Source organism: Bacteroides caecigallinarum (assembly GCF_021530995.1).
GTDB classification, from domain to species: Bacteria; Bacteroidota; Bacteroidia; order Bacteroidales; family Bacteroidaceae; genus Phocaeicola; species Phocaeicola faecigallinarum.
In genome coordinates, this window is sequence record NZ_JADYTF010000052.1 from 1 (window position 1) to 23,911 (window position 23,911).

25 protein-coding genes and 1 pseudogene are annotated in these 23,911 nt (G+C 52.8%); all 26 read right to left on the reverse strand.

What is annotated here, in order from left to right; translation table 11 throughout:
* Positions 1 to 128: 128 nt before the first annotated feature.
* Positions 129 to 1,499, reverse strand: a pseudogene (locus I6E24_RS08465) (YWFCY domain-containing protein); the annotation flags it as partial.
* Between the two features lie 14 nt (positions 1,500 to 1,513).
* Positions 1,514 to 2,245, reverse strand: a complete 732-nt coding sequence (locus I6E24_RS08470) for a DNA-directed RNA polymerase subunit alpha C-terminal domain-containing protein (protein ID WP_235327856.1) — start codon at positions 2,243 to 2,245, stop codon at positions 1,514 to 1,516.
* Between the two features lie 12 nt (positions 2,246 to 2,257).
* A complete protein-coding gene (locus I6E24_RS08475; protein ID WP_235327858.1) occupies positions 2,258 to 2,920 on the reverse strand; it encodes a DUF1566 domain-containing protein in 663 nt (220 codons plus the stop codon).
* A gap of 34 nt (positions 2,921 to 2,954) precedes the next feature.
* Positions 2,955 to 3,431, reverse strand: coding sequence for a hypothetical protein (locus tag I6E24_RS08480; RefSeq protein WP_235327889.1), 477 nt, complete (start codon positions 3,429 to 3,431; stop codon positions 2,955 to 2,957).
* Positions 3,432 to 3,537: 106 nt separating this feature from the next.
* Positions 3,538 to 4,374: a conjugative transposon protein TraN gene (gene traN / locus I6E24_RS08485; RefSeq protein WP_455577811.1), complete on the reverse strand. Its 837-nt coding sequence runs from the start codon at positions 4,372 to 4,374 to the stop codon at positions 3,538 to 3,540.
* Between the two features lie 28 nt (positions 4,375 to 4,402).
* A complete protein-coding gene (locus I6E24_RS08490) occupies positions 4,403 to 5,200 on the reverse strand; it encodes a DNA-methyltransferase (RefSeq protein WP_235327862.1) in 798 nt (265 codons plus the stop codon).
* Positions 5,201 to 5,202: 2 nt separating this feature from the next.
* Complete coding sequence (traM, locus tag I6E24_RS08495) at positions 5,203 to 6,357, reverse strand: conjugative transposon protein TraM (protein WP_235327864.1); 1,155 nt, start codon at positions 6,355 to 6,357, stop codon at positions 5,203 to 5,205.
* Positions 6,358 to 6,359: 2 nt separating this feature from the next.
* Positions 6,360 to 6,707: a hypothetical protein gene (locus tag I6E24_RS08500; RefSeq protein ID WP_009317452.1), complete on the reverse strand. Its 348-nt coding sequence runs from the start codon at positions 6,705 to 6,707 to the stop codon at positions 6,360 to 6,362.
* Positions 6,708 to 6,760: 53 nt separating this feature from the next.
* Positions 6,761 to 7,375 (reverse strand): conjugative transposon protein TraK, encoded by a 615-nt coding sequence (gene traK / locus I6E24_RS08505; RefSeq protein WP_009317451.1) that lies wholly within the window; start codon positions 7,373 to 7,375, stop codon positions 6,761 to 6,763.
* Between the two features lie 18 nt (positions 7,376 to 7,393).
* The gene (locus I6E24_RS08510; protein ID WP_235327866.1) at positions 7,394 to 8,527 is read right to left on the reverse strand and encodes a hypothetical protein; all 1,134 of its coding nucleotides are present in this window, start codon (positions 8,525 to 8,527) and stop codon (positions 7,394 to 7,396) included.
* Positions 8,528 to 8,539: 12 nt separating this feature from the next.
* Positions 8,540 to 9,304 carry a DUF5045 domain-containing protein gene (locus tag I6E24_RS08515; RefSeq protein ID WP_235327891.1) on the reverse strand — a complete coding sequence of 255 codons (765 nt, stop codon included), beginning with the start codon at positions 9,302 to 9,304 and terminating at the stop codon, positions 8,540 to 8,542.
* A gap of 24 nt (positions 9,305 to 9,328) precedes the next feature.
* Positions 9,329 to 10,054, reverse strand: a complete 726-nt coding sequence (locus I6E24_RS08520) for a hypothetical protein (protein ID WP_235327868.1) — start codon at positions 10,052 to 10,054, stop codon at positions 9,329 to 9,331.
* Positions 10,051 to 12,588: a hypothetical protein gene (locus I6E24_RS08525; protein WP_009317447.1), complete on the reverse strand. Its 2,538-nt coding sequence runs from the start codon at positions 12,586 to 12,588 to the stop codon at positions 10,051 to 10,053. The genes I6E24_RS08520 and I6E24_RS08525 overlap by 4 nt, the downstream gene beginning before the upstream one ends.
* Before the next feature lie 8 nt (positions 12,589 to 12,596).
* The gene (locus I6E24_RS08530; RefSeq protein ID WP_235327870.1) at positions 12,597 to 15,311 is read right to left on the reverse strand and encodes a TraG family conjugative transposon ATPase; all 2,715 of its coding nucleotides are present in this window, start codon (positions 15,309 to 15,311) and stop codon (positions 12,597 to 12,599) included.
* Positions 15,312 to 15,419: 108 nt separating this feature from the next.
* Positions 15,420 to 15,716, reverse strand: coding sequence for a DUF4133 domain-containing protein (locus I6E24_RS08535; protein WP_083828049.1), 297 nt, complete (start codon positions 15,714 to 15,716; stop codon positions 15,420 to 15,422).
* A gap of 12 nt (positions 15,717 to 15,728) precedes the next feature.
* A complete protein-coding gene (locus I6E24_RS08540; protein WP_235327872.1) occupies positions 15,729 to 16,103 on the reverse strand; it encodes a DUF4134 domain-containing protein in 375 nt (124 codons plus the stop codon).
* Positions 16,104 to 16,149: 46 nt separating this feature from the next.
* Positions 16,150 to 16,479 (reverse strand): DUF4134 domain-containing protein, encoded by a 330-nt coding sequence (locus tag I6E24_RS08545; protein ID WP_083828048.1) that lies wholly within the window; start codon positions 16,477 to 16,479, stop codon positions 16,150 to 16,152.
* A 1-nt stretch (position 16,480) separates the two neighbouring features.
* Positions 16,481 to 16,921, reverse strand: coding sequence for a hypothetical protein (locus I6E24_RS08550; protein ID WP_235327874.1), 441 nt, complete (start codon positions 16,919 to 16,921; stop codon positions 16,481 to 16,483).
* 246 nt (positions 16,922 to 17,167) lie between these two features.
* Complete coding sequence (locus tag I6E24_RS08555) at positions 17,168 to 18,055, reverse strand: toprim domain-containing protein (RefSeq protein ID WP_009317440.1); 888 nt, start codon at positions 18,053 to 18,055, stop codon at positions 17,168 to 17,170.
* A gap of 59 nt (positions 18,056 to 18,114) precedes the next feature.
* Positions 18,115 to 19,191: an AAA family ATPase gene (locus I6E24_RS08560; protein WP_235327876.1), complete on the reverse strand. Its 1,077-nt coding sequence runs from the start codon at positions 19,189 to 19,191 to the stop codon at positions 18,115 to 18,117.
* Positions 19,172 to 19,630 carry a helix-turn-helix domain-containing protein gene (locus I6E24_RS08565; RefSeq protein WP_235327879.1) on the reverse strand — a complete coding sequence of 153 codons (459 nt, stop codon included), beginning with the start codon at positions 19,628 to 19,630 and terminating at the stop codon, positions 19,172 to 19,174. The genes I6E24_RS08560 and I6E24_RS08565 overlap by 20 nt, the downstream gene beginning before the upstream one ends.
* Complete coding sequence (locus I6E24_RS08570) at positions 19,627 to 20,031, reverse strand: helix-turn-helix domain-containing protein (RefSeq protein WP_235327881.1); 405 nt, start codon at positions 20,029 to 20,031, stop codon at positions 19,627 to 19,629. The genes I6E24_RS08565 and I6E24_RS08570 overlap by 4 nt, the downstream gene beginning before the upstream one ends.
* Positions 20,032 to 20,172: 141 nt before the next feature.
* Positions 20,173 to 20,979, reverse strand: a complete 807-nt coding sequence (locus I6E24_RS08575) for a hypothetical protein (protein ID WP_317218730.1) — start codon at positions 20,977 to 20,979, stop codon at positions 20,173 to 20,175.
* A gap of 53 nt (positions 20,980 to 21,032) precedes the next feature.
* Entirely contained in the window at positions 21,033 to 22,301 is a 1,269-nt protein-coding gene (locus I6E24_RS08580) for a hypothetical protein (RefSeq protein WP_235327883.1), read from the reverse strand.
* A gap of 36 nt (positions 22,302 to 22,337) precedes the next feature.
* Positions 22,338 to 22,553 carry a hypothetical protein gene (locus I6E24_RS08585; RefSeq protein WP_235327885.1) on the reverse strand — a complete coding sequence of 72 codons (216 nt, stop codon included), beginning with the start codon at positions 22,551 to 22,553 and terminating at the stop codon, positions 22,338 to 22,340.
* Between the two features lie 13 nt (positions 22,554 to 22,566).
* Positions 22,567 to 23,724, reverse strand: a complete 1,158-nt coding sequence (locus I6E24_RS08590; protein ID WP_235327887.1) for a site-specific integrase — start codon at positions 23,722 to 23,724, stop codon at positions 22,567 to 22,569.
* Between the last annotated feature and the right edge of the window lie 187 nt (positions 23,725 to 23,911).

Genomic DNA, 23,911 nt, shown 5'->3' on the forward strand with positions numbered 1-23,911 from the left:
GGCAGCAGAACCACCACCTAAGGAGGTAATAAGCTCATAAGAGGGGCTTGTCTGATATGAAAATAACTCCCAACTTATCTATTTCAGCAAGTTGGGAGGGAATTCACGTCTTTAGCGGACAGTAATAATATCCAATAGGATTCTTTGGTGGCCAGACGGGAGGTATAGACACGCAGCGTGCCTATCATACCCTCCAACTGCTCCATCGCCTTGTTTTTGAAGGCGGTCTGGAATGGGCCGAGCAGCGGTGTCACTTCGGGATCGGTTTCCAACACCTCGAAGATGGTCTGGTAGCTCTCGTTCAGGAACGACAGAATATGCGGCATGTCGCTGTACTTGCCCAACCAGTAGGCGGGCTGCACGATATTCCCGTCCTTGCGGTCACGGACGATGCCCGTAGGTTTCCATAACTTTGTTTCCGGATCCTGCCGTTTCTCGGCGTACAGCCTGTTCCCATCCTTGTCGTATGGTTCTTTCTCGTAGTTGCAGAAGAAGTAGATGCAGGCGGCAAGGAAGTTCACCGCCGAGGTCTGGAAGAACTGGTCGCTGCCTCCGCCGCCCTCTTTCTTTCCCTTTTGCAAGGATTCCAGCAGGGTTTCTGCCGTCTCGCTCGCCGCCGCCAGATTGTTGATGTATTTCAGTTGTATCGGGTTCACCCTGCGGCTGTATTCCACATCCACGAAGTTGATGATGTTGAACTTGCAGCCCTTGGGTACCTTGCCGAGTTTCAGGTTCTTCTTGTAATGGTAGTAGAGCTTGGTCGCCAATGTCGGGAACTTGTAGTCGTATGCGACCATCACAAAGCCTTTGGCGGAGTGCTGACGGATGAACGGCTCGATGATGGAGAATGTCTTGCCGCTGCCCGGAGTGCCGACCACCCATGTTCCTCTGAAGGGATTGCTGATGTTCACCCAGCCCTTGCGGAATTTGCCCTTGTAGTAGTACCGCATCGGGATGTTCACACTGTACTTGTTCTCCACCAATTCTTCGCATTGCTCGAAACTCTCGTTCTCAAAATTGAACCGGTCTTTCATCAGCCCGTCCTTGATGAACTTCGAGATGTTGTCCAGGGCGACATGTACGAGTATCACGCCCACGAGCGAAGCGGCCATGTACAGGATGATGTTCACGGGCAGCGTGTACAGCTGCATCCCCATCGGTTTGTTGAACAGCCATACGGAGAGAACAAGCAGCGCGAGACCCGCTGTCAGGGGCAGGACGACCTGCCGCTTGGCGTTGAACTCCAGATGTTTTTTATTCCTCGTACCGATACAAGTGATGCAGATCAGCAGGACGGTGGCCAGCTTGCTGTACACAAGGTTCCCGTCGCTGTATATCGACCACCGCTTGATGCGTCCGTGAATGTCGGCGAGGATGCCGCCCCAGTCCCCGAAAAAGGCGGGGTCGAAGGCATACTCGAAGAACTCCAATAGCACCGACACATAGACCACCGCCCGGAATATCCGGTAAAATCCCTGTAACTCCTTGCTTTCTTCCATGATTTTCCCTGTTTTCAGTCCGTCTTTCTGCGATACCAGCGGTTGTCCACACGGATAGCATCCATGCCGAAGCATACGCCGTTCTCGTCCATTTTTGCCTGTATCTTCTCTACCGTAGCCGGACCGACACCCCATATCTCCAACAGATACTGCTCGTCAAGGCGCAGCAGGTCCCCGATATATTGTATTCCGTGGGCGGCGAGGTGGTTCTGTGCGGACGGCGTGATTCCCATGCTGAATATCGGCTGTGAAAGGTAAGGCACCTCTTCCGCCGGGATATTGCTCATTGCGATTTCCAGCCCCTCCTTGATTCTCTTGAGGAGGTCGATAGACTGCTCGGCCTCGCAGATAGCCTGTTCGTCGTGTGCGATGGAGTCACGCAGGCGGGCAGCCTTCTCCACAAGTTCGGCGTTGCTCCGCTTCAGTTCGTTGTTGGTTCTCGTCATGGACTGGTTGTCCCGGTCAAGCTCGTCCCGCCTGTACTCCAGGGAGTCAACCGTATCCTGCAGTAGCCCAATCCGGTATTGCAGGGCGGAACATTTTTCATTGTCGGAGGCTATTTCTCCCGACAGGGTTTCCAATCTCCTGACCTGAAGCTCAAGGCTGTCGTGGATAGAAAGGAGTGTATCCGCAAGTTCGTTCATCCGCTGGCGGCGGGATTTTCCCCGTGCACATCGGTAAAGGATGACAAGTGCCGTTATCATCAGCACCAGTCCGATAAGCATAGTGATGTCCAATGTTTCCATATAGTTGTATTTTTATTTGTTTAATGTGATAATGGGACGCACCCTGTGCGCCTGTATCTTCGGAGTTTCCTGCATGGATCCGCTGCCTGTCGAGTAGAGCCACGCTTTGGCGGTCTGCTGTCCCTCGACTTCCGTCGAAGTCCAGTACCAGCAGTCGCCGTTGTTGTCGGCAGGCAGGGTGTCCCCGCCGCATAGCTCAAGGACGGGATTGACCGTTTCCCGTGCCGCATACAGCAGCCGCATCTGCGCTACGGATGGAATGTATGCGCTCTGTCCGTAGCACCACAGGTCGAAGACCGCTGCCGCCATAGGCGAGGCTGTTTCCTGCGTGTCGTATAGGGCGAAGGTATTCGCATTGCCGTCAAAAGCCCCCGTGTCGGCGGAAGTCCCTTGCTCCGCACCGAGGCTGTCTGCAAACGCTTGGGGAGCGATGTCCCACAGATAGACGGCATAGCCGTTCCCCTCCGTACCGCCGTGCTGTCCGGTGTCGAACACGACCGCCACGGCCTGCTTGCCGGATGCCTTGTACTGGGCGTAGGACAATGCCGTGCCGTCATCGCAGAGGACATGTCCGGGGCGTACCGTCATGTCCGGGGTCTCGATATGCGCATCGCAGGCGGCCAGTGTCAACGCCGCTGCCGCCGCAATGATTGTATGCATCTTATTCATTGTCATCTGTTCATATTTTTATTTTCCCTTATTTTATCTGTCATCTTATCGGCAGCTTCACGCCGAGACCGACACCTGCCCGCAGCAGGTCGGCTCCCTTTATCATCACGTCACCCTTCACCTGCCAGAAGAACACCCAGCCCGACCGCAGCACATAGTTGTGTTCGTAGCCAAGGTGGATGCCTGCGAGGAACTTCTTCGTGTCGCTGCCGCCCGATGCGCCGATGCGCAGGTTACCGAAGTGGTTGCGACCCCGTACCACGCAGGGCTTGTAGGCCACGCCGAAGCCGTAGGTGCGGTAGTTCCGCCAGAATGAATCCGGGCAGACATGCCCGCATGTCCCGCACTCCTTCCATTGCAGGTAGCCGTTGGCAAAGAACCCCCAGGCGTTGTGGTAGTTCGTCTCATGCTCGTAGGCAAGGGTCACGTCCATGCCGTTCCGGTACAGCAGCCCGGCTCCGAGCGAGAGCCGTCCGGTGTTCCGCTGTGCCGAAGCTGTTACAGACAAGGTGAACATGGCCACCGCCAAGGCAAGCAGTCTGTTTCTTGTCCTTCCCTTATTTTTCAATGCTTCACTCATCATTTCCAATTCTTAATTCGTCACTCTTAATTCTTCATTGACATCATTCCTCCTCCAATAGCGATTGGTCAAACGAATCGGCGGCAAGCACGTCCTCGTAGTCGATGTGCAGGCTGATGTTGCGCCCGCTGATCTGTTTCTCCGTCATCTCGATGGTCAGCACCTTGTCGTTGGGGAAGGTCATCTTCTTGACGACTATCACATTGCGGTAGCCCCGCTTGAATGATTTTCCCGGTTCCAGCACCATTGCCGGAGTCAGCTCAATGACCTGCGAATTGGTTGCTTTCGACACCTTCTTGTCAGCGAGCTTCACACGGATTTCATCGATGTCAAACCGGATATGGGTCTTGTTCTCTATCGAGAAGTCGATGAAGAAGTAGTCGCCGGCCGCATAGATGTTGTTCAGCCGCATGGTCAGGCGGTGTGCCTTGCTCGCCACGTTCCGTATCTTGGCCGGGGAGTTCCAGATGCGTCTGGCCAGTCCGGTCATCTCCACTGTGGACATGGAGACGGTGGGATTGTGGTAGGCTTCCCGTTCCGCAGGCAGTATCTCCTTGTCGGTCACGGCTTCCTTCAGCCGGGTAGTATAGAGTAGCGCGTACTGCGTGCGGTATCGTTCCGTCACGATGGTGACGATGGCGAGCACTTCGCCGTCCTCGTGCCCGGCCTCCTTGGGCTTCAGGCGGATGATGTTTTCAAGCGGCTGGTCACCCGCCACCTTGTCGGTGGAGATGTCCACCAGACGCACCGGCTCCGATGCCGTGATGACGGTCGTCACCTGCTCGTTCACGGTCAGCAGTTCCATTTCCTCGTAGGTTCTCTGGGCTTTCGCCTCGTGTGCGGCGGAAAGTCCCGCTGCAAGGAGGCACAGGCCCATCATTCGATGTCTGTTCATTGTCTTTGCCTTTTTATTGGTTTTTCTCGTTATCTTTTCTTTCCCTCTGTTCAATCTCTTCCCGTATCCGCCGCTCCGCAATCCCGCAATAGCCGCTGTCTGTCTCGAAGCCGATGTAGTGTCGGCCTGTCCGCAGGGCGGCGATGGCGGCGGTTCCGGAGCCGATGCAGTTGTCCAGCACGGTGTCGCCCTCGTCCGTATAGGTGCGTATCAAGTATTCTATCAGGGCCACAGGTTTCTGTGTGGAGTGGTAGAATGTTCCGTTCCGGTGTTCCTTGGGTACGGAGATGACCGATGTCGGGTATTTGTCATCGGCAATGCGCACCGGGGCGAGCTTCATTCCGCCGTAGCAGCGGTTGGTGAATCCTTCCGTCTTGCGGCGGCCGTGGTTCCGTTTTTCGGGCGGACACGGGGTCATCTGCGGGTGGTACACCGGTAGTTTCCTGTAAAACACCAGGATGTCCTCATGCTGGCGCAGGGGCATACGGTTGGCGTTCAGGTGTCCGCTCACCCTGTCCTTGTGCCAGACAAGGTTGTACCTCCACAGCTTGGGCTGCGACAGCACCAGTTCCGCCGAGAACATCCCCTGCGCGAACAGGATGATGGGACTGTCCGGCTTGGTGATTCTCAGGTACTGCTCCCACAAGGGCTTCAGCGGAATCCGGTTGTTCCACCGGGCTGCGCCGTTCTGCCGGTTCAGCACCCCGTAGGGCAGGTCGGCGATCACCGCATCGATGCTGCGGTCGGCAATGCCTTTCATACCCTCCAGACAGTCCATGTTGTATATCTTGTCTTGCTCTATGGTCGTCATGGCTATTGCTTTTGGTTTCCGTTCACCAAATACACGAATGTCCCGTATTTCAGCTTCACCTTGTTCTTTCGGATGGCCTTGCTGATGGCGTTGCTCGTCTTCTGGTAGGCGTTCTGCACAGCCTGCATGCCCCATTGGGCGAGGCTGTTGTTGCCGTAGCCTCCGGTGTTCATGCTCAGGTTGCCCGACATGGCGCTGCTGGCCACATCCTTGCCCGTTTCTCGGAACTGGCTTTCCGGCACATACAGCCCCTCCAGTCCGTCCGTGTCGTACACCGACAGGCTGACCTTGACCAGTTCGTCACCCACGAGGATGCTGCTGATGCTGCCCTTAACCCGTCCGGACGAGAAGCCGCTGACCGTGGCGTACAGGTAGGTGCCTTTCCGGACGGTGCTTCCGTCTATCTCCACATCGTCCAGCAGCCGCAGTCTGACCCGTGACCCGTCCACCGCCTTGATGTCCTCGTCGATGATGGCCTTGATGAGCTTCGGCTCCTGTCCGCTCCGGTCGAGCGTGTGGAAATAGTCCGAGGATGTTTTTGTTTTCTTCACCACTTCGCTGGCCCTGTCGTTCTCGCCGGGGGCTTTCACGGCCTGGCTGTCCTCGTCGATGATGCCCTCCGCCTGCGCAGGTGCCGCCGCAGGAGGCGGTGCTGTTTGGGTGGTGTCCTCTTCCGCAGGAGGAATCACCTCCTGCCGCCCGCGCAGCCTTGCTTCGGCAAGGGCTTTCTCCAGTTCCGCGAGGGCTTCTTCCTCCCGTCTCTTGGCATCGGCTGCTTCCGCCGCCATACTCTTTTCCTGCTCGATTTCTCCGAGCAGGGCGATGTCGTCCTCTGTGTACTGCGATTCATATTCTTCCTTGTTTTCATCGGGTTCGTCCCTTTCAATGTTGTCCACGGCGGTATAGTCCTGTATCCTGCCCCACGATTTGGTCATGTTCTCGTACTTGCTGCCTATGCCGTCCCCGTCCTTGATGGTGGCCTCCGGCAGTTCCGGGTTCAGGAACTCGGTGGTCTGCAGCGTGGCGTCCGGTATCTCGGCCTTCTCGGTGCGGAACAGGTCAAAGATGAAGTACGACGCGCCGAGCAGCGGCAGGTAGAGGATGGCGGGCAGCATGTACTTGGGCTGTCTGAAGTTGATTTTGTCCAGTATGCTCATCGTCATTGCGCTTTAGGTGGTTGTATATGTAGTTCGGATTGCTCGTGTCTCTCCCGAAGGAGGCTGTCCTGCATCTCGGTGGCTGTCCGCTGGGGCGGCTGGCGGTTGTACACGACGGTCAGCCGGTAGATGTTCCATGCCAGTCCCGCCGCGACAAAGGTGAATACGATAATCAGGAACAGGGTGCGGTGCATGTTGGCGAAGCCCTGCACCTTGGCGGCGGCCTTGTCTATCCGTGTCACCTTCGCGAACCTCCGCCCGGCATCCACTTCACGCTCGTAGCGTTCCTTGTATTGCGGGTCATGCTTGTCCGGCATCTTCTCGCCGAAAATCATTTTCTTCCATCCCATATCTCGGTTGTTTTAATGTTTAAATTCTTCATTCTCAACTTTTCATTCTTCATTTAGTAGTTGTTCTTTGTTTTCTGTTCGATGTCCTTGTTCAGCAGCGTGCGCCAGTTCACGATGAGCAGCCCGTGGGGGTTGTTCTCAGTCCGGGGCACCCGCTTGAGCTGTCCGGCGGTGACAAGCTCGCGCATCAGGATGTTGCTCCGCCGCTCTATGCGCTGCCGTCCGTAGTAGGTGAACTCCATCTTGGCCGCATCGAAACGGATGCTGTCGCAGAAGATGGAGAAGACCGCGCTCGTCCCGAGGATGTTGCTGTAGAAGCCTTTCTCCTTGAGGGTGTTGTACTGTGCCAGCCCCGTCTCGTCCACCAGGTACATGGCTTTCTCCATTGTATAGCGGATATACTTGTCGTCCGGCGCCAGCGTAAAGAAGTAGTGGTGGAACATCTCCACATGGCTCTTGGCTTCCACGTCGAGTGTCTCTTCCATTGTGGTCTGACGGACCAGTATCGGCACATTGCCGTCCAGCACATAGACTTTCTTGTGCGCGTCCGCGACCATCGTCCGGGCGGTCCAGATGCTCGACACGCTGATGATGACGCACCCCACGAGGAATGCGGTGCAGACGATGCCCGTCAGCCTGATCTTGTTTTCCAAATTCTTTATGACCATATCGCTTTTTGTTTATTGTTATCGTGTCATGGTTCCTATGGCTCCGGTAGCCGTCATCTTTGCCTGCTGCGCCACGCCCTCGCCGAAGTTTCGGGTCGAGAAGGCGGTGTCGCCCTCCGGTATCATCCACGCCGCAAGGTCAGGTACGAGGTTCAGGCATTTTAAGGCCACGATGCTTGCCGCCATCAGGTAGCCTGCGGAGAAGAACGAGTTCTGCAGGTAGGCGGCCATCGTCTGCTCGCTGGCGGTTATCGCCGTCAGGTTCTCCACCTGGATGCACAGCACGATGTCGAACAGGAGCAGGACATAGAAGCCCACGAAGTAGAGCATCGCACCGTAAAAATGCACGGTCAGATACCTCGTGATCCATTTCGCCCATGCGCCTTCCCACTTGGGCAGCAGGCTGAAAGCCCATTGTATCGGCCCGAATATCGTCAGCATCCCCAGCAGGATCTGCTGGCAGTATATCGTCGCCCACCACCCGATACGGAATACCACGAGGGCGATGAGCATGATGATTTTGTCTATGCCCACCACGATGCCGGAGGTCAGCGAGGTGAACCACAGCTTGGCGGCGTCCTTCTCCATGCTGGTCACTTCGTCCACGCCGGTCTGTTCCATTGTGGCTTCTATCAGGTTGGGGTCGGATGTCCCGGTATGCGCCACGTCCGCCTGCGCCTGCAGGTTGGTGTACATCGTATCGCGCACGAAGATGAGTTCCTGTGCTTCCTCGAACTTGTCGCTGATCTGTGCGGCTTCCGCTTGGTAGAGGTCGTGGGTGTACGAGCCGATACAGTTGGGGATGTAGGACAGGAAGTCCAGAAAGCACCAGTTGCTGCCACTGCCTGCCATGCCCGTGTCCGCCGGAGGATACCACCAGCAAAGCACAAGCGAAACGGCCAGCGGTCGGAACAGTTTTATCACGTCCAGCGGCTCGTGCTTGACCATCATCTTGTAGGCCATGCCCGCCGTCATGATGATGGCGAACAGGGCGGCAAGTGCCATACACATTTGGAGAATCCACCAGAAAGGTCCCTGTGCCCCCGTGAAAGTGGCGTCGGTCAGAAACTCGTTGGTCTGGAAGATCACATCGTCTATCTCTTCTTCCAGAAGGTTTATGCCGAAGTTCGACAGTATGTTTCCGTCTGCCATGCTGTTTCCTTTTTAGTTTCTCTCCACTGTTTCTTCTCCGTCACCTTCACCGCTGTCGCCGTCCGTCTGCGAACCGCGCACGGCATACCGGGATTCGTTCCATCGTTCCACGGCATTGCGCAGGATGCTTCCTTTGTCTATGGGTTGCACTTCCTGTGCGCTCAATAAGGTTTCCGTCACGGTGGCGTTCTGTTTCCGGGCAAGATAGAGCACAAGCGTCTCGTTCTGCCGGGCTACATCCTCGCTGATGCGCAGGTATTCCTTCTTCCGCTGGGCATTGGGCATATAGGCATCCTTGGTGGCGTTGATGGCGCATTGGTACACCTGATAGTATTCCTCCCAGCGTTCTCGCTCGTCCGGCGTGCCGCCGCACGGAAGGATGCGGTCGATGTTGCGCCGGAAGCGTTCCATCTGCCCGTCCACCTTGTCGCCCTCGGCGAGCCAGGCCAGGTCAACCTGCCTGTCGGCGATGTTCAGGGCTTCGATGCCCGCCCGCTTCACCAATGCCGAATCGATGGCTTCCGCCTCGTCCGTCTGGTTGTAGAGGTTCACCCCGGCCAGCGTGCGGAACGAAAGTTTGTTCTTCGCCGCCGCTGTCTTCTTGTATTTGTTGTGCAGCAGCAGGTAATAGAGGTCGGGCGACAGCGAGCCTGCACCGGTCTCCATGACCGTGATCTGGTTCTGCTTCGGCGAGTCGTGGTTGTAGGTCACATACTGCGCATGGGCGGCATGTGCCGCCAGGACTGCCGCCGCAAGAAGTGTCATTGTCCGTTTCATTTTCATATTCTTTCCCTTTTGTCGTTAATAATCCAGTCTTCCGGCACTGCGCCAGCGGCCAAAGGCCCCGTCTATAATCTCCTGACGGCTGCGTGCCTGGTATATTTTCTCTTTCCAGTAACCGATGCGCACCTGTATGTATCGCCAGGTCTCCATATAGGCCCGGTTCAGATGCCTCTCGATGTCGTCGAGCGACCCGTTGATGGCTTCCATCACCATCAGCAGGTCGGAGGTCGAGCATGCCGCCGCTCCGGTGGCGTACAGCACGAGGTCGCTGAGCGACTTGTATAGCTGCTCCCCATCATGGGCGATGGCCTCTATCGCTTTCTTGTTTATCGTGAGTATCAGCAGGTCTTCCGGCTCTGCCTTTCCCCGTTTCAACACCTTGTCGTTGAATGCCGTCAGCATCTCATTGTAGTCGCCGATGCGGTCGCTGACGGTCGTGTAGGTGTCCTTGGCGTTCAACACCGTCCGCAGGGACTGGTACATCACGTCGATGACATCGAAGGCACGGGTGTACCTGTCCAGATCCACATTCAGTTCCTTGTATTCCACCGTAGCGTCCCGGCTGTACTCGTGCAGCAGCTTGTTGCTGTATTCCAAGGTGCTGCGTGCCAGCAGCAGGCTTCGCTGCTTCTTGTGGTCGTTGATGTAGGCTTCCACCGACACGATGTCGAAAGTCCACTGTGCCTTGGCGACACACGGCAGCATGGCCAGCAGCAGGAATGTCAAAATCAGTCTCTGTCTCATATCCCGTCCTCCTTTCCTCCGTTCCCGCTTTGCAGATTCCGGGCATTCTCCACCCACCGCTCATGGCACTCTTCCACAAGGGTGAGCCTCCGTCCTTCGTCCGTGTCCAGTTCGGGCAGGACATCCTTCAGCAGGTCGATGATGCTGTACTTGTAGTGCATCATCTTCTCCAGCGACACGAGGTCGGCATAGATTCTCGTGAGGCGGGTGTCCACCTCACGGGCGATTTCGAGGCGGTCGCTCGACCACAGCAGGTGGTACACGTCGCCCGTCTGAGTCTCCTCCAATGGCGGCGTACTGGCATATTCCGTGGTGATTTTGCAGGAGGGGTATTCCCTCGCTATCTCCGCTATCCGGTCGTTGACCACCTTGGCTTTTTCCGCATCCGACAGGCTCGGGTCGAGCGTCAGCACATCGGCCACATGGGTGTCGGTGTATTCCGTGGTCAGCTCCCACGAGATCTGCAGGATGGCTCGGTGTATCTTGATGCCGAGGAAGTATTTGGGCTTCCTCGCTATCGAGAGGGTCGCCTTGAAAGTGATGACCCCGTTGATGTTCGGCGTGGTCGCCCGGCGGATATATGAATAGCCGTTCCACGAGCCTCCGTCCTGCCATGTCAGGTTGTAGGCGGTCTTGCATTCCTGCATGATGGCAGGGATACGGTAGTAGTCATCGGTAGGCACATCGTTGTCGCCTGCGGCTTCCGTCTTTGCCGCCTCGTAGTCGGCCAGCTTCTGCTGCCATTCGCCCAGTTCCTTTTTCTGTTTCTGCAGCCGGGTCAGGTTCGCGTTGTACTGCTGCCGGTAAACGGCGGCATCTTCCACGCTCGATTCGGAAATCTTCTTCAGCAGGGAGGCGTTCTCGTCTTCCAGAGCCTTTATCTGCGACTGGAGGGCGGACACCTGGCTCTCTGCTTCCTGCACCATTCCGTCCAGTTCCGAGGTGTCCAGTTCGTTGTCCGTGACGGTGGTCTGCATGGCGCAATCCTTCGAATGGGCATTCAGAGAGCTGCCGCACTTGCGGCATTTGTACTGGGTGCTTCCTTGCCCGAGGGTCGCGCCGTCGGAACAGGTCACGCTGATGGTCACGCTTTCGCAGCCCTGCAGCTTGACGGCGTCCGTCGCCTGGTAGTAGTTGCGGGCATCGGAGGCGATGTAGTAGGTGTAGCCTTCCTCGTTCTCGTTGATTTCCGACAGACGGGCGTTAAGCTGCGCCTTGAAGGTGTTCAGATCCATCGTGTACGAATCGAAGATTTCTTCGTAGATGACTTCCTCCCGGTTCCAGTTCTGGGTCACATGGATCTCGTAGGCGTATGCCTTCTTGGTCTGTTTTCCGCCCCGGCTGATGATGTAGGCCCTCTGGCTGTAATTTATCGCATAAGTGAAACCGTCGTTCCGGTTGTTCAGCTGCTGCACCTGGCTGCGTGACCACCCGGCATACCGCTCCGAGTTGGAGAGTGCCTGCTCGCGCTGCGAGGCGTTGGGGTAAAATCCGGCGTCGGTGGTCTCGAAACGGGTCCACTCGCCGCCGTTCAGGATGCTGTTGTCGTCGGTGGGCGGATAATAGTCGCACAGCGAAACGCTGCCTTGCTCCCGGCGGGCGATGTACCATCGCTGGGTGTAGTGGTTCCCGGCGGACTCGTCCATGTAGTCGGTAATCCACGAGGTCAGGTCGTAGTTGCTGAAATCGAACAGACCGGCCACATTCTCCGGACCGCCCACCATGTCGAGCAGGAGCCTGCCGGCATCCTGTTCCGCTGCCTCGTACAGGTGGCTGTAGTGGTCGTACAGGTGGAATATCTCCTCCGCCTTGCCGTTCAGCAGGTCATGGAACGAGCTGGTCTGCAGCAGGGCGTCCCCGATATTGCCGATGCCCGCCGTGGCGAGTCCGACACCCATGTTGTACAGGTTGTCGAGGTCGTTCTGCAGGTTCTCCTTTGTGAAGTTGTCCGGTATGCGGGCAAGGTCGTCCAGCATCCGCTGCCAGTCGATGTTCCCCAGTTCGGAGAGTTTCAGCAGAGGGGCTATTTCCTCTTTTATCTCAAGGAAGGCCACATCGGAGAAGGTCAGCGTGCTGTTGGTCACGATGCTCTCGAACTGCATGCACAGGCTCTTGGTGTCGTCGCATACCTTCATCAGGTAGCTGCCCCAGTAGAGTGCAGTCTGCGGGGAACGGAGCATCATCTTGGCCACTACCCAGGTCTTCGGGATGATCTTCCGGGCGACCATGTTGTAGATGCGGCGGTAATAGTAGTTCTCCGTGCTGCTGCTCCAGATGCCGAGCTCGGACAGGGCCTTGCGTTCCAGGAATTTCGACGAGAAGATTCCGGCAGCGGCGACCTCTGCGGCGGTATAGTGCTTGAGGATGTCGTCCACCTGCTCCCGGTAATAGCTCTCGGCGACCGTTTCCGTGCCGAAGGCGGCGGCCATCGCCGCCACGGTGCGGGCGTCGATGTTCACGCTGTAATACTGGGCGTGGACACGCTGCACGGCAACGAGCGACAGGAGCAGGAGTATGAGCGACAGCCGTTTCATAATCGTTTCTAATTGTTTTTATCCCTCTTTTTCAGATTGAGTACATGCCCCGCTGTGTTTACCTTCTGGGCGAACGGCAACGATTTGTTTATGCCGCTGGCATCCCAGTCGCGGCAGTAGGCTTCTATGGCTTCCTGATGAGTGCATCCCAGTTCGGCCTTGTACAGTTTCAAAGCCTCCTTCTCCGCACGCTCGGTGGTGTAGGTCATGTAGCATTCGTGCGGCTCCTCCACGCCGTACACGCCGCTCGTGCTGCCCCTGCGGATGAACACCTCCCGGAAGAAGCTGCGCCCTTCCTTGTTCTCCAGCCGGTTTATCGTGAATATCTTCTTGCAGTCCACATCGGTCAGGCCCAATATCGCCTTGATGCTGTCGAAGCGTTCCTTGAACTTGCTCTGGTCGAGCAGCATCACCACGTCAGAGTTGTTGATGATGGCTTCTTTCACAATCTCGCTGCCGATGATGTCCTGTATCTCCTGCGTCACCACGCCCACCGAGGCCCAGAACTTTCTTGCGGTCTTATACATGAACTTGATGTACTCCGCCATGAGCGGGCTGGCGATGGCTTTCCACGCTTCCTCTATCACCAGGACTTTCCTGTTCTTCTTGATGCGCATCTTCTGAAGGAACACGTCCATGATGATGAGCGTCACAATGGGGAACAGCTTCTTGTTTTCCTTGATGGCGTCCACCTCGAAGACGATGAATGTTTCCGAGAACAGCGTGGTGTCCACGTTCTCGTTCAGTATCTTGTCGTAGTTGCCGCCCTTGTAGAACGGCTGTATCATGTAGGCGTACTTGTCGTAGTCTATCTCCGTGATGTTGCTCTCCAGGCAGATGAGTTCCAGACGCTCGCAGGAATATTCATAAAAGGTGTTGAATGACAAGGATGTCACTTTCAATGCTTTCCTCCGTTCTTCCAACATCCGAATTTTGTCGTCCACTTTCTGCTCTAAAGCAGGCATGTCCTCCGCACCCCAGGTGCCTTTCCGTTTTTCGGCGGCTATCAGGGTCTTGCGCAGGGTTTCCCTTTGCACGGGGTCGTAGCCGTCGAAGCAGTGGAAATAGGCGTCGTAGTAGTCCGTCACCATCTGCTCCACGATACGGAACTCCAGTTCCGTGACCTTCGTGTCCGAGCCTTTCCATATCAGCAGGATAAGGTTCTTCAGGAAGTCTATCTTCTCGATGTTCAGCTCCGCCTGCGTGATGTTGAAGGGGTTCATCGTGATGGGTTTCTCTTCCGTGTAGCTGATGTACTTGCCGCCCAGGTATTCACACAGTCCCTCGTAGGAGTTACCCGTATCAACCATCACCACGTCCGTTCCCTGCTCGTGCAGCTGCCGCACCACGCTGTTCATGTGGAAGCTCTTGCCGCTGCCCGAAGGCCCGAGGCAGAAGAAGTTCGAGTTGTCTGTCAGTTTGTTCTTTCCCTCCTTTCCGGTGATGTCGATGGCCACCGGCACGCCCTGGCGGTCGGTGTAGTAGATTTTCAGCGGCGTGTCCTCGCTGTGCTGGATATGCTCCTTGTACATCAGGCACATGGCGGCATCGCTCAGGGTCAGGAAGCGGTCATACTCTTCGTTCAGGGCGTAGCAGTTGCCCGGGAACGAGGCGACAAACAGCTCCAGCTGGTTGTAGGCGTGCTTGCTGATATGGATGCCCATGCGCCCGAAGGCGTTCTCCAGATAGTTGGTGCATTTCTGTATGTCCGTGTCGGCAGATACTCCGACAACAAGGTTGAAATGGCTGTACACGAGCATCTTGCTCTCCCTTGCCACAACCTCCTGCACACGCTTGATGTCTTCCACGGCCATCTGGTTGCCGGGATTGGGGATGCTCGCGTGGCGGTTCTTCTTCTTGTCGAGCGCAGCCAGTTCCCGCTTCTGGTTGGGCAGGAAGATGACCTGGTTATACACCACCGTCTCGGCTTCCGGTATGCTGTCGATGACGGACAGCAGGTCAACGGGCATCTCGGTGTTGTTCACCTCGATGTTGGTGTAGGGCCGTACAAGCGACGGCAGCGACACGCAGTCCACATCCACGAGGCTGTACACCTTGCAACGCTTGCCGCCCATGGAGACCGTCTCGTCGTCCACCTTGAAATTGGTCATGGACACAATCCTGTCCCGGAAGTTCATGGCGAAGTAGCGGTCAACAAACTCTTTCGCCTGCGATTTTCCCAGAAATTCCGCCTGTATGCCCGCATCGTGCAGCAGGTCATGCACCTTACGTATCTTCACGAGGAAGTCGCGCCACTTCTTGCCGTCGAAAGAGAACAGGCCGCTTTTCCGGGCTTCCTGCGTGACGGTCAGGTAGCAGGTGCTGTCCGTGTATCTCCGTCCATTGAAGTAACGGAAATAGGCAGCGGACAGGAACTCGTGACGCTCGTTTGTCCCGTCCTCGAACCGCTTGCGGACAAAAACGTCCTGTTTGTGTATGGCGTATCCTTCGCCCAAGGTCTGCGCGATGGCGGTGAGCAGGCTTGTGAACTCGTAGTAGCTGTCGATGTCCGCCGAATACTTCTGCACGGGATTCTCCATCCGCAGGACGGCGGAGTATTCGCCGGTCTTGGTGTACAGCACCCCAATGCCGTCCACATCCTCCACAGTGAAATAGATGTCCTGGAAGATGCGCTTGCGCTTTCCGCCCGTGCCGAAGGCATAGACCGAGACGGCCATGCCCGCACACAGGGCTGCGAATGTCAGTATGATGTACAGTGTCATTGTCGGTTGCTTCCGGTTAAATAAGGGCAGGCTCGCCTGTTCCAAAGCGGGCCTGCCCGGGTTCAACATTCAATGGGGCCACACGCTTTCCGTAATGGCTTTTTCCTTTCATATCTTCTTCGAATGGGCATAGACATACACTCCTTTCCTGTTACGCTTGGTGTGCAGGCCTTTCCGCTGCTTGAGGATGATGAGCGAGATGCCCGCCGACAGGACGGCGGCCAACGCCACCAGCCCGGCGACGAATCCGCCCAGGCAGTAGGCGACGATGAAGCCGGCAATGGCTCCGCCCGCCGAGCCCGCAGCCCAGTAGATGTACCGGCCTTGGATGCCCATGAACTCAAGGGGCCGCTGGAGCCCCTTGAACAGCGGATAGTCCGGATAACGCTCGTCCCTGCCTTTCATCGTGCTTGCCGTTTAGCTGATACCGAAGAACAGGGGCAGGGCCTGTGCCGCCGCAATCAGGAAGATGCAGGCGCCGACGACCATCATGATCTTCTTCTTCACGTCCTGCTCCTCGTTGTTCATGGCGATGTACACGCTGATGGCTCCCACGATCGCCACGACTCCGGCAATGGCGTAGCACAGCTTCACCATGATAGGAACATACTTGGCGATTTCCTCGGCCACGGTGGTCAGGGCATTCGTTCCGGCAGTGTAGTCGCCTGCGGTGTTCTGCGCCATCAGCGCGGCGGGTGCGGACAGCAGCATGAGGGCAAGCATCGCCACTTTCTGCGACACCATGTCCGCCGCCTTTCTCATTGTTTTCTTGAATCTTTCAATCTTCTTCATTCTCATTGCTTTTAGTGATTATTTCGTTGTACTTCCGATTTCTTTCCTATATGCGGTAGCCGAAGAAGGCAGGGAATACGATGGAGGCTCCGATGATGAACATGCACGCGCCGAACAGCATCAGGATCGACTTCACTATGCCGTCCTCTCCCGTATTCCACTTGATATAGATCTGGAGCGCGGATATGACGGCCAGCACGGAGGCGACCGCATAGCAGATGTACAGGACATACAGCATCATCGTCACCACGAAGTCGTGCATGGTGGCAAGCGCGTCCGCTCCCCAGCTGTAATTCACGGCTCCGCTCTTGGCGAAAACGCAATAGGGAACCGTAAGTGTCAGCAATGCGCATAATATCTTTCTGGTTGACCTCATGCTAATGTTTGTCCACAGGCTTCCAGGCCATTTCGGGGCGATTCTCCAGACGGCCGCCTGAAACCATCGCCTTGTACATATCGTCCGCAGTGAATGCATCGGACAGGTATGGGACGCTGTCCTCCATCTCTGCCTCGACCTTGGCTTTCATCCGGACAAACCGCTCTTCGGACGACTCCGTCTCTTCCTCCGCAGTGCCGTCCTGCGCGGAAGCAGGTGCTGCCGCAAAGCCCGTCTCATATCTTTCCGTACCGACATTGAATCCGGTCTCGCTTTCCGTCACGTCCACGCTCTCCTGTCCGTCATCGGGGTCGAGCTCGAATATTTCTTCGTCCTTTCCTCCCTGGCCTTTCTTCCGGTACAGGTCTCTGGCGATATTGACCGCATAATAAATGACGTAGGCAACTGTCAGTATGGTTGCGAATATCCAATATGATTTCATACTCTATTGTAATAGTATTATTATTCCTTTCAGAATTTGATTTGCAAAGAAAAGTCATCTGTTGTATATGCGGAAATAATTGTATTACAAATCGCTGTTTTCTTAATAAGATTTATGCAATTTCCCAAAATCATATTCTAAAATCATATTCTGACACTCATTTTCATACTTCTGGAGGGTCGCTTCAGGCAAAAAAAGAAGCCCTCCGTATGGAGAGCTTCACAAGTTGCGACACACCGTGCCTTGTCAGAGCCTTTTACCACGCAGGTAATCATTCAAGTCCTTGTAGCCGTCGTACCGGTAGGCTTCGTTGTTGACCTTCCCGGCGAACAGCGAGGCGACGGTCTCTACCGTCTTCTGCCCGGCAAGGTCGTTGTCAAGGTAGCAGTGGATGAACGGATATTCCTGCAGATGTCCCAGTGCCTTTTTGAGGTTGTTCACGGAGTTCATCACAAGATGGTCGCAGGGGGCATCGACGCATATCGCCTTGTCCCCGGCCTGCCGCAGGGTCATGTAGGAGAGGAAGTCCATGAAGCCTTCGAACAGGCATACATGGCCCTGCGTTTCGCCGTGCGAATGTCTTATCAGCGACACGTCCTTGCTTTTCAGGCAGCCCTTGTAGTAGGGATTGCGCACCTCGTAGCCTCCGGACAGGTTGCCGAAAGCCAGTCCGAAATAGTGCCGCCTGCGCAGTTCGTAATGCACCTCCTTGCAGAACATCTTTCCGATGTCGGCGTCTATCATGCGTGAACGGAGGTATGACAGCAGCGCATGGTGCCGCAGCGGTACCACCCTCACATCCCTCATGTCCGCCTCCACAGGCTGGAGCATAGCCACCGGAAGCCGTACTCTTGGCAGGTCACGGATACCTTCCTGCCGCTCGATACGGGACAGCACCTCGCTTACGCTGTCTGTCCCGTACAGGTGCTTCCCCAGTTCCACGAGGTCGCCGCCGGTGGCCTCCCCGAAATCATACCACTCGTTGAGCCTGTCGTTGACCTTGAACGACGGCGTGTCCTCCTGCCGCAGCGGAGAGAGATACCAGTATTGACTGTTGCATATCCTGACCGGGCTGTGTCCCAGTAATTGAAGAAAATCCACCATCCGGATTTCCTTTGCCTCTGCTATGTTCATGACTGTACAGTGTTTAGTGTAGTTCTACTATATATACCCGCAAACTAAACTGGTATATCTCAAATTCGGAATTTGTCATTATATACATAGCCTCGGCCATTTTTCTGTATGGCATTATGCTGTATAAGGTATTTGCAAAGATTGACCAGAGTGTTTCTTCCTCGGCAATATCCAATACTGTCATATCCCTTTTTCAGGGCTTCAAGCAATGCCTGATAACCTAAGACCTCCTTGTCGGAAAAAGCAGCTTCCAGGGCGGCGCGGTGCTGCTGCTCGGTCATGTCAGCGTAAGAGGTCAGCCTGTCCTTTTTGCTCATTTTGAACTGGTAGTCTTTTACCAGATGGGGGAGTGAATCATCTCCGATTTCAAAAGCAAAGGGAGTGAACTCCCTGTCCCTGATATGCATGGCTCTCACTTCGCTGATTCTTCCGTCCTCCGTGTTTTTGGATATTTGCAATATGGTTTCAGCCTTGTTGTTCAGCTCGGTTCCAATGTGTCCCCGCGTGTTGTCGTCTCCCTTGTTCAAGTGCAGTACCGTATGGATGTGAAGTTCGTAGTAGCTTGACCATCTCATCAGTTCATTGATGATGTCAAGGGATTCGCTTGGACTGTTGATGTCGTGAATAAGGTCGCGTATGCCGTCTATGATAACCAGTCCGATGTTCTTTTCTTCGTGAAGGGCCCATTTGATAATATCCCTCCGTTGGTCAGGAGTGTATTCACGGAGAACAAAAAATTCAATCCGGTCATTCTCTTGGTCAATGGGCATGCCTGCCAACATCAGTATTCTCTGAAGCACCTTATGGCAGTGGCATTTGCTTTGTTCCGTATCAATATAAAGAATCCGGTTCTTGCATGCTGGCAAATCCGCTTTGTATTTTAGGATTTCCTTGCCGGAAAGCGCAGATGCGACTATTGCACTTACATTGAATGTTTTCTTGCTTTTAGGCTTTCCGGTGGATGCGCTGAAATTGCCCAATGTGGCAATGGTCACACCGTCAATCTGTACAATTTCCTGGGGAAACTCATATTGTTCGGTGACGTTTAGCCGGATATATTTCAATAGTGATCTGTATTTTTCTTCATCTATTCTATGATAATCCGGAAGCATTAGATCAGTTCTCGCCGTTTCCATCTTTTCTTGTTCTGCGTTTACGTTTATTGTTGTTTTCAAGACGATACGACAGGACGTTCGCCTGTTTCTCGATTTCATCGTATGATAGGCAAGGATTGCGTTTTATCCAGTCGTTCAAATCGTCCCGAAGTATGAAGATATTTTTGCCATTGGGCTTGTAAACAGTAAGCTCCTTTGTTGATGTCAGCTTATAGACAAAGCTCTTGGACACTTGCAGGTATGCCGCTACTTCATCTATATTCAGGAAATCCTTTGCCGCGTATGCTATCTTTTCTACAGCTTTCAGATGAGAAAGCAGCTCATCCAGCTTGCCGAAGCGTTGCAGGTATTTCTCAACCCTCAGAATCTCTTTCTGGAAGCCTTCCAGTGTATTGTCTTCAAGAAATACACTGAGCCTTTCAATGCGGGAGAGTATGATGTCCATTTCTTTCTTGTTCATATCGTACCGCTTTTAATTGTTGTTTCCTTGTTGGGTTCTACCTGATTCCTCAATGCCCATTCGCACAGTTCTTTCCGGTTGAAAAAGACGAGTTTCCCGTTTGGCTTGTAATGGGGAATTTGTCTCGATGCGGTCAGCTTGTAAATGTAGCTCTCCGACAGCCCCAGATAAGCGGATGCCTCAGATGTTGTGAGCACTTCTTTAGTAACCCAAATGCGTTCCTTAATCTGTTGTACATAGTTTTCTATACTTGGAATTTTATCGATTTCACCGATTCTCTGTTCCAAGGATTGTATGCGTTCGATCGGTTTCTCTGATGTCATTTTGGAAACCAGATTTTCCATCTGTTTGAGATGCCGGATAACCGAACCGCCTTCGCAGTTTATCTTTCGTTGTTTCATTTGATTGTACTTCTAAATTTGACAATAGGAGGTTTGCCCTCCGTAGTAATCGATTACGGAGGGCAAAGTTATTGGCAGCCATCTGACGAACATGTTGATATTGTTGATAGTCAACACCGCTATCAATGCAATTCTCAACAGTTATGGTTTCTTTTGTTCGATTTTTTTGCCTTTGATTTGGTTTATGTATCTGTCTATCGTCTTGATGAATCTCTTTTCAAAAACGCCCGGTTGTGTGTCCTTTATCCTGTTAAGGGTAGAGGATAGGTCATGCTGGTTGAGAAATTTTCTGCCGGAGGAACTTCTGATGAGCCTCTTTTTGGCGATTATCGATTGCCAGTCATACGGTATGACACCGTGAATGGAGAGTTGGTCAAGGAGCAGCACCAGCCGCGCGTTGTTTTTCGATGTGACCGGACTTAAGATTCCTTTTTTGTAGCGGGCGATGACATCTTCAATATCCAACTTTTCTGTAAACAAGTTGACCTCATTGACAAGTTGTGCAATGAGGCCAATAGTTTCGCTGTCAATCAATGGCTCATAAGGGACAGACGATGTGTACGATTTTGACTGACGACCGTTTTCAGGAGTTGGTTCAGAAAGAACAGTTTGGCGATACTCAAATGTGTTGAACGCATCAAGCAGTTTCTTGATTTGCGATTCATTCAATGTCGCCTCGTTGAAATATTGGCATACCAGCTTTTCGTGGTTTTCCAATAGCTCGGAAACGATACAATAGTTTTTCTGATGCTCATTCTTGCTCCAGGCATCGGTAGCGTCATGATACTGCTTTGAATGGATGAAGTCAAGGACGAATCGCCTATAACTCTTTTTGCGAGTCAGGACTTCGGACGAATAAGTTTCATGGGCTTGTTTGACCAGCCGGAATAAACCTTTTTCACCGGTTTGCGCAGGAGTCGGTTCGGCTCCGCGCATCGCTCTTCTCAAAAAGAGAGAGAAGCAAAGTAAAATTCTTTGTCATTGTTTGATTGAATTTGATGTTAAGTAATATAAGCTGTCGCCATCTCGTCGGAGGCTGTTGCTTTTTTCTTTGTACAGCCGTTATATTCATCAGCTATTCTTTTCAACTCAATGTCATAGGTGCCCAATTTCCCTTTATTGATTAAAGGACGGAAATTACTTCTTAAGCTTTCCCGGTTTATCGGTTTGCCTTCCTGGATTTGAAAGCAGTTCGCGCATTTAGTCCAGAAATCAAAAGGGTTGTCCGTTCTGAAAGTCAAATACACGAAGTACATGAGCGATGTCTGGCTTTTTTTCCATAAAATAGGCCGGGTAAATTTTGTTTCGTCAAATATTCCCATAAAGATGGCAGAAGTGGTGTCAGGAGAAATGTAACCGCCCTTGATAAGCGCAGAATATACTGCCTGCTTCGTTTTTCTGCTCTTGTTCGAATAGAATACGTTTTTGCTGATATGGATAAGCCTTTCATCATTTCTTTTCTGAGGATGATTCTCACGCTCTACATGATAAAAGCTTTCGCAAATAGTTTTTAATTTTATGTCAAACCTGTCCAGCCATCCGGCGCGTTTGAGCCAGCTATACCCGGATGTAAGGCTGTCCACATGTGGAACCTGTCCATTGACGCGGAAAAATTTTTCGCCTTTCTTCCATAGCTTCTTTTTGTTGAATTTTCCAAACGCTAAATAAATGAAATATGCCAGTTGTCTTTGCCCTTTTATCCAGACTACAGGTTTGACAAATTTTTTCTTGTCAAAAATACCTTCAAATGTTTTCAATGTGGTTTCAGGGGAAATGTATCCGTACTTCAGCAGAGACTTATATAACCTTATAATATCATCCCTGTCTTGCGGGGTATAGAATGCGCTGATACCCTGTGTCGGCTCAAATAATGGTTTGAAATCTACTTCTGGATAAAGTTCCATAGCATAGTTGAGTTGGTCCACATTGCGTTTGGGTATATTGCAAGTGCTTATCCTGGATTTAATATTGTTTTCCCATTGCTTCTCGAATGGTGCATACATATGTGGAAGTTTGCACATGGAGGATACAGCGAAGGCGATCACCCGCAGTTGCAACGTGGTTGCCTTTGAAGAGGGCTGAAAATGAATGTCCAATAGTCCGGCATCAACAGCTCTTTGCATAAGAGCGACCGTTTGCTCATTTGCCAACGGTTCTATTAGATCGCTATATTGACCTTTCTCCTTATTCAGGCTATGTCTGCACAATCCCATCAGAGACCGTACCTTCTTGACAGATTCCTCAAGCGCCGTTGCGTAGGCAGGAGCCATACCTGTATTATGTTCCCTCAGAAACTTCTCAATTTCTTATGTATAGCCTATGTTCACTATTTGTCGCGCAAGGGTAGGGGAAAACTCTTGGCCTATATACTGTTGTATGTCTGCCGTCCAGTCATTTACCATAAGAAGCTGGGAGGCATAGGTGGCAAGATCCGGAATAGCACCTATATCTATCCTGTATTTCAATTCGCCAAAGACTTTGTTTATCTTGGCTATTCTTATTACGCATTCTTGTCTTGTCATATGCCGAATGTTATTATCCTATTTCAGGAATAAGTGATACTGCATTCTGCTTGTTTTTGTCCAGAACCTTCGCGTATATTTGTGTCGTGGAAAGTTCCTTGTGGCCAAGCAGTTTTGATACTGTATAGATGTCGGCACCTAAATCAAGCATCAGAACGGCAAAGGTATGACGGCCGCAGTGGAATGTTAAATTTTTCTCTATTCCCGCTTTCATGCTCCATCGTTGCAGTTCCACCGATGTCCATGAGCCATAGGTGAAGCCCGAGAAAACAGGATCCTCTGGATTTCCTCTTTCTCCAAGATATTTTTCTGCCTGAGGTGAGATGTCCAGATATTCCTGACCGCCGGTCTTTTTTTGTTTGAATACTATTCTTGTAAACTCGTTGAATTTCTGCACATCACCCCACACGAGTTTTTGAATGTCCGATTTACGAAGTCCTGTCAGGCATGAAAAAAGGAATGCCCGTTTAAGGACTGGGTAACGGCAGGGCGTTTCCGCCAGTGTTTTTATTTCCTCTAATGTAAGATAATCTCGCTTGACTTCAGCATCTTTGAAGCCTTCTATTCCGCGTAATGGGTTGATGGCGATTATTCTTTCATCGAAAGCATGGTTTATGCAGGCACACAGTTTTCTGAAATAAGATGCCTTTGAATTTTGAGAGAGTCCTTGAAACTCATCTCGCTCCATGCGTGGGCCTTTGCGCTTATGGGTGTCTTTTTCCACATTCTCCAGAAAATCCTTGAATCCCAAAATAAACTCCGGAGTAACATCCCTGAAAGTAGTATTCTCATCACAGTACATTTCCAGATAACGCAGACAACTTTGCCAGTTGCCATAATTCCCCCTTGAATCCGGAGTATTCCGCTCCCGTACCATTTTACGGTAATATTCCAAGAATGGAGTGTTCTCCTTGAATTGATGGGTGAATGAATATTCTCCGTTTTGGATTTCGATTAAGCGTTTCGATTTTATTGCTTGAGCCGTTGCCAAGGTCTGTCGATTCTGTTCCCGCTCGATAGGGGTTTTTGCATCGATTAGGTACAGTTTAAGGTACTCTTTGTGCCGTTTCCCATTTCTATAGATATCAAGGTACAGGCTGACGTTTCCATTGGCCAGCTTTTTCTCACGGACTTTAACCGGTTCCTTTTGTGCGACTGCTTTCTTTGCCATGACTGTTTCCTGCTTTATTGGTTATTGTATATGTCCTTTCTCGGGGGACAGTTTTTTGTCCCCCATACTACTTGCGGGGGACAATCTGGGGACAAAAATACAATAAAAATATGTAATTACGCAGAAAACATGAAGAAAAAGAGAAAATACGACTGCTCAATAAAATGATTGATAATGTGTATTTTAC

What these genes read in the sequence shown, in the direction of transcription:
- I6E24_RS08555 (WP_009317440.1), bottom strand. Translation starts at nt 18,055, where the DNA reads ATGAACATAGCAGAGGCAAAGGAAATCCGGATGGTGGATTTTCTTCAA.
- I6E24_RS08525 (WP_009317447.1), bottom strand. Translation starts at nt 12,588, where the DNA reads ATGAAACGGCTGTCGCTCATACTCCTGCTCCTGTCGCTCGTTGCCGTG.
- I6E24_RS08480 (WP_235327889.1), bottom strand. Translation starts at nt 3,431, where the DNA reads ATGTTCACCTTGTCTGTAACAGCTTCGGCACAGCGGAACACCGGACGG.
- I6E24_RS08510 (WP_235327866.1), bottom strand. Translation starts at nt 8,527, where the DNA reads ATGGCAGACGGAAACATACTGTCGAACTTCGGCATAAACCTTCTGGAA.
- I6E24_RS08540 (WP_235327872.1), bottom strand. Translation starts at nt 16,103, where the DNA reads ATGAAGAAGATTGAAAGATTCAAGAAAACAATGAGAAAGGCGGCGGAC.
- I6E24_RS08565 (WP_235327879.1), bottom strand. Translation starts at nt 19,630, where the DNA reads ATGAACAAGAAAGAAATGGACATCATACTCTCCCGCATTGAAAGGCTC.
- I6E24_RS08530 (WP_235327870.1), bottom strand. Translation starts at nt 15,311, where the DNA reads ATGACACTGTACATCATACTGACATTCGCAGCCCTGTGTGCGGGCATG.
- traM (WP_235327864.1), bottom strand. Translation starts at nt 6,357, where the DNA reads ATGAGCATACTGGACAAAATCAACTTCAGACAGCCCAAGTACATGCTG.
- I6E24_RS08580 (WP_235327883.1), bottom strand. Translation starts at nt 22,301, where the DNA reads ATGGCTCCTGCCTACGCAACGGCGCTTGAGGAATCTGTCAAGAAGGTA.
- I6E24_RS08590 (WP_235327887.1), bottom strand. Translation starts at nt 23,724, where the DNA reads ATGGCAAAGAAAGCAGTCGCACAAAAGGAACCGGTTAAAGTCCGTGAG.
- I6E24_RS08470 (WP_235327856.1), bottom strand. Translation starts at nt 2,245, where the DNA reads ATGGAAACATTGGACATCACTATGCTTATCGGACTGGTGCTGATGATA.
- I6E24_RS08585 (WP_235327885.1), bottom strand. Translation starts at nt 22,553, where the DNA reads ATGACAAGACAAGAATGCGTAATAAGAATAGCCAAGATAAACAAAGTC.
- I6E24_RS08490 (WP_235327862.1), bottom strand. Translation starts at nt 5,200, where the DNA reads ATGACGACCATAGAGCAAGACAAGATATACAACATGGACTGTCTGGAG.
- I6E24_RS08475 (WP_235327858.1), bottom strand. Translation starts at nt 2,920, where the DNA reads ATGACAATGAATAAGATGCATACAATCATTGCGGCGGCAGCGGCGTTG.
- I6E24_RS08570 (WP_235327881.1), bottom strand. Translation starts at nt 20,031, where the DNA reads ATGAAACAACGAAAGATAAACTGCGAAGGCGGTTCGGTTATCCGGCAT.
- traK (WP_009317451.1), bottom strand. Translation starts at nt 7,375, where the DNA reads ATGGTCATAAAGAATTTGGAAAACAAGATCAGGCTGACGGGCATCGTC.
- I6E24_RS08545 (WP_083828048.1), bottom strand. Translation starts at nt 16,479, where the DNA reads ATGAGGTCAACCAGAAAGATATTATGCGCATTGCTGACACTTACGGTT.
- I6E24_RS08520 (WP_235327868.1), bottom strand. Translation starts at nt 10,054, where the DNA reads ATGAGACAGAGACTGATTTTGACATTCCTGCTGCTGGCCATGCTGCCG.
- traN (WP_455577811.1), bottom strand. Translation starts at nt 4,374, where the DNA reads ATGATGGGCCTGTGCCTCCTTGCAGCGGGACTTTCCGCCGCACACGAG.
- I6E24_RS08550 (WP_235327874.1), bottom strand. Translation starts at nt 16,921, where the DNA reads ATGAAATCATATTGGATATTCGCAACCATACTGACAGTTGCCTACGTC.
- I6E24_RS08535 (WP_083828049.1), bottom strand. Translation starts at nt 15,716, where the DNA reads ATGAAAGGCAGGGACGAGCGTTATCCGGACTATCCGCTGTTCAAGGGG.
- I6E24_RS08500 (WP_009317452.1), bottom strand. Translation starts at nt 6,707, where the DNA reads ATGGGATGGAAGAAAATGATTTTCGGCGAGAAGATGCCGGACAAGCAT.
- I6E24_RS08515 (WP_235327891.1), bottom strand. Translation starts at nt 9,304, where the DNA reads ATGAAACGGACAATGACACTTCTTGCGGCGGCAGTCCTGGCGGCACAT.
- I6E24_RS08560 (WP_235327876.1), bottom strand. Translation starts at nt 19,191, where the DNA reads ATGGAAACGGCGAGAACTGATCTAATGCTTCCGGATTATCATAGAATA.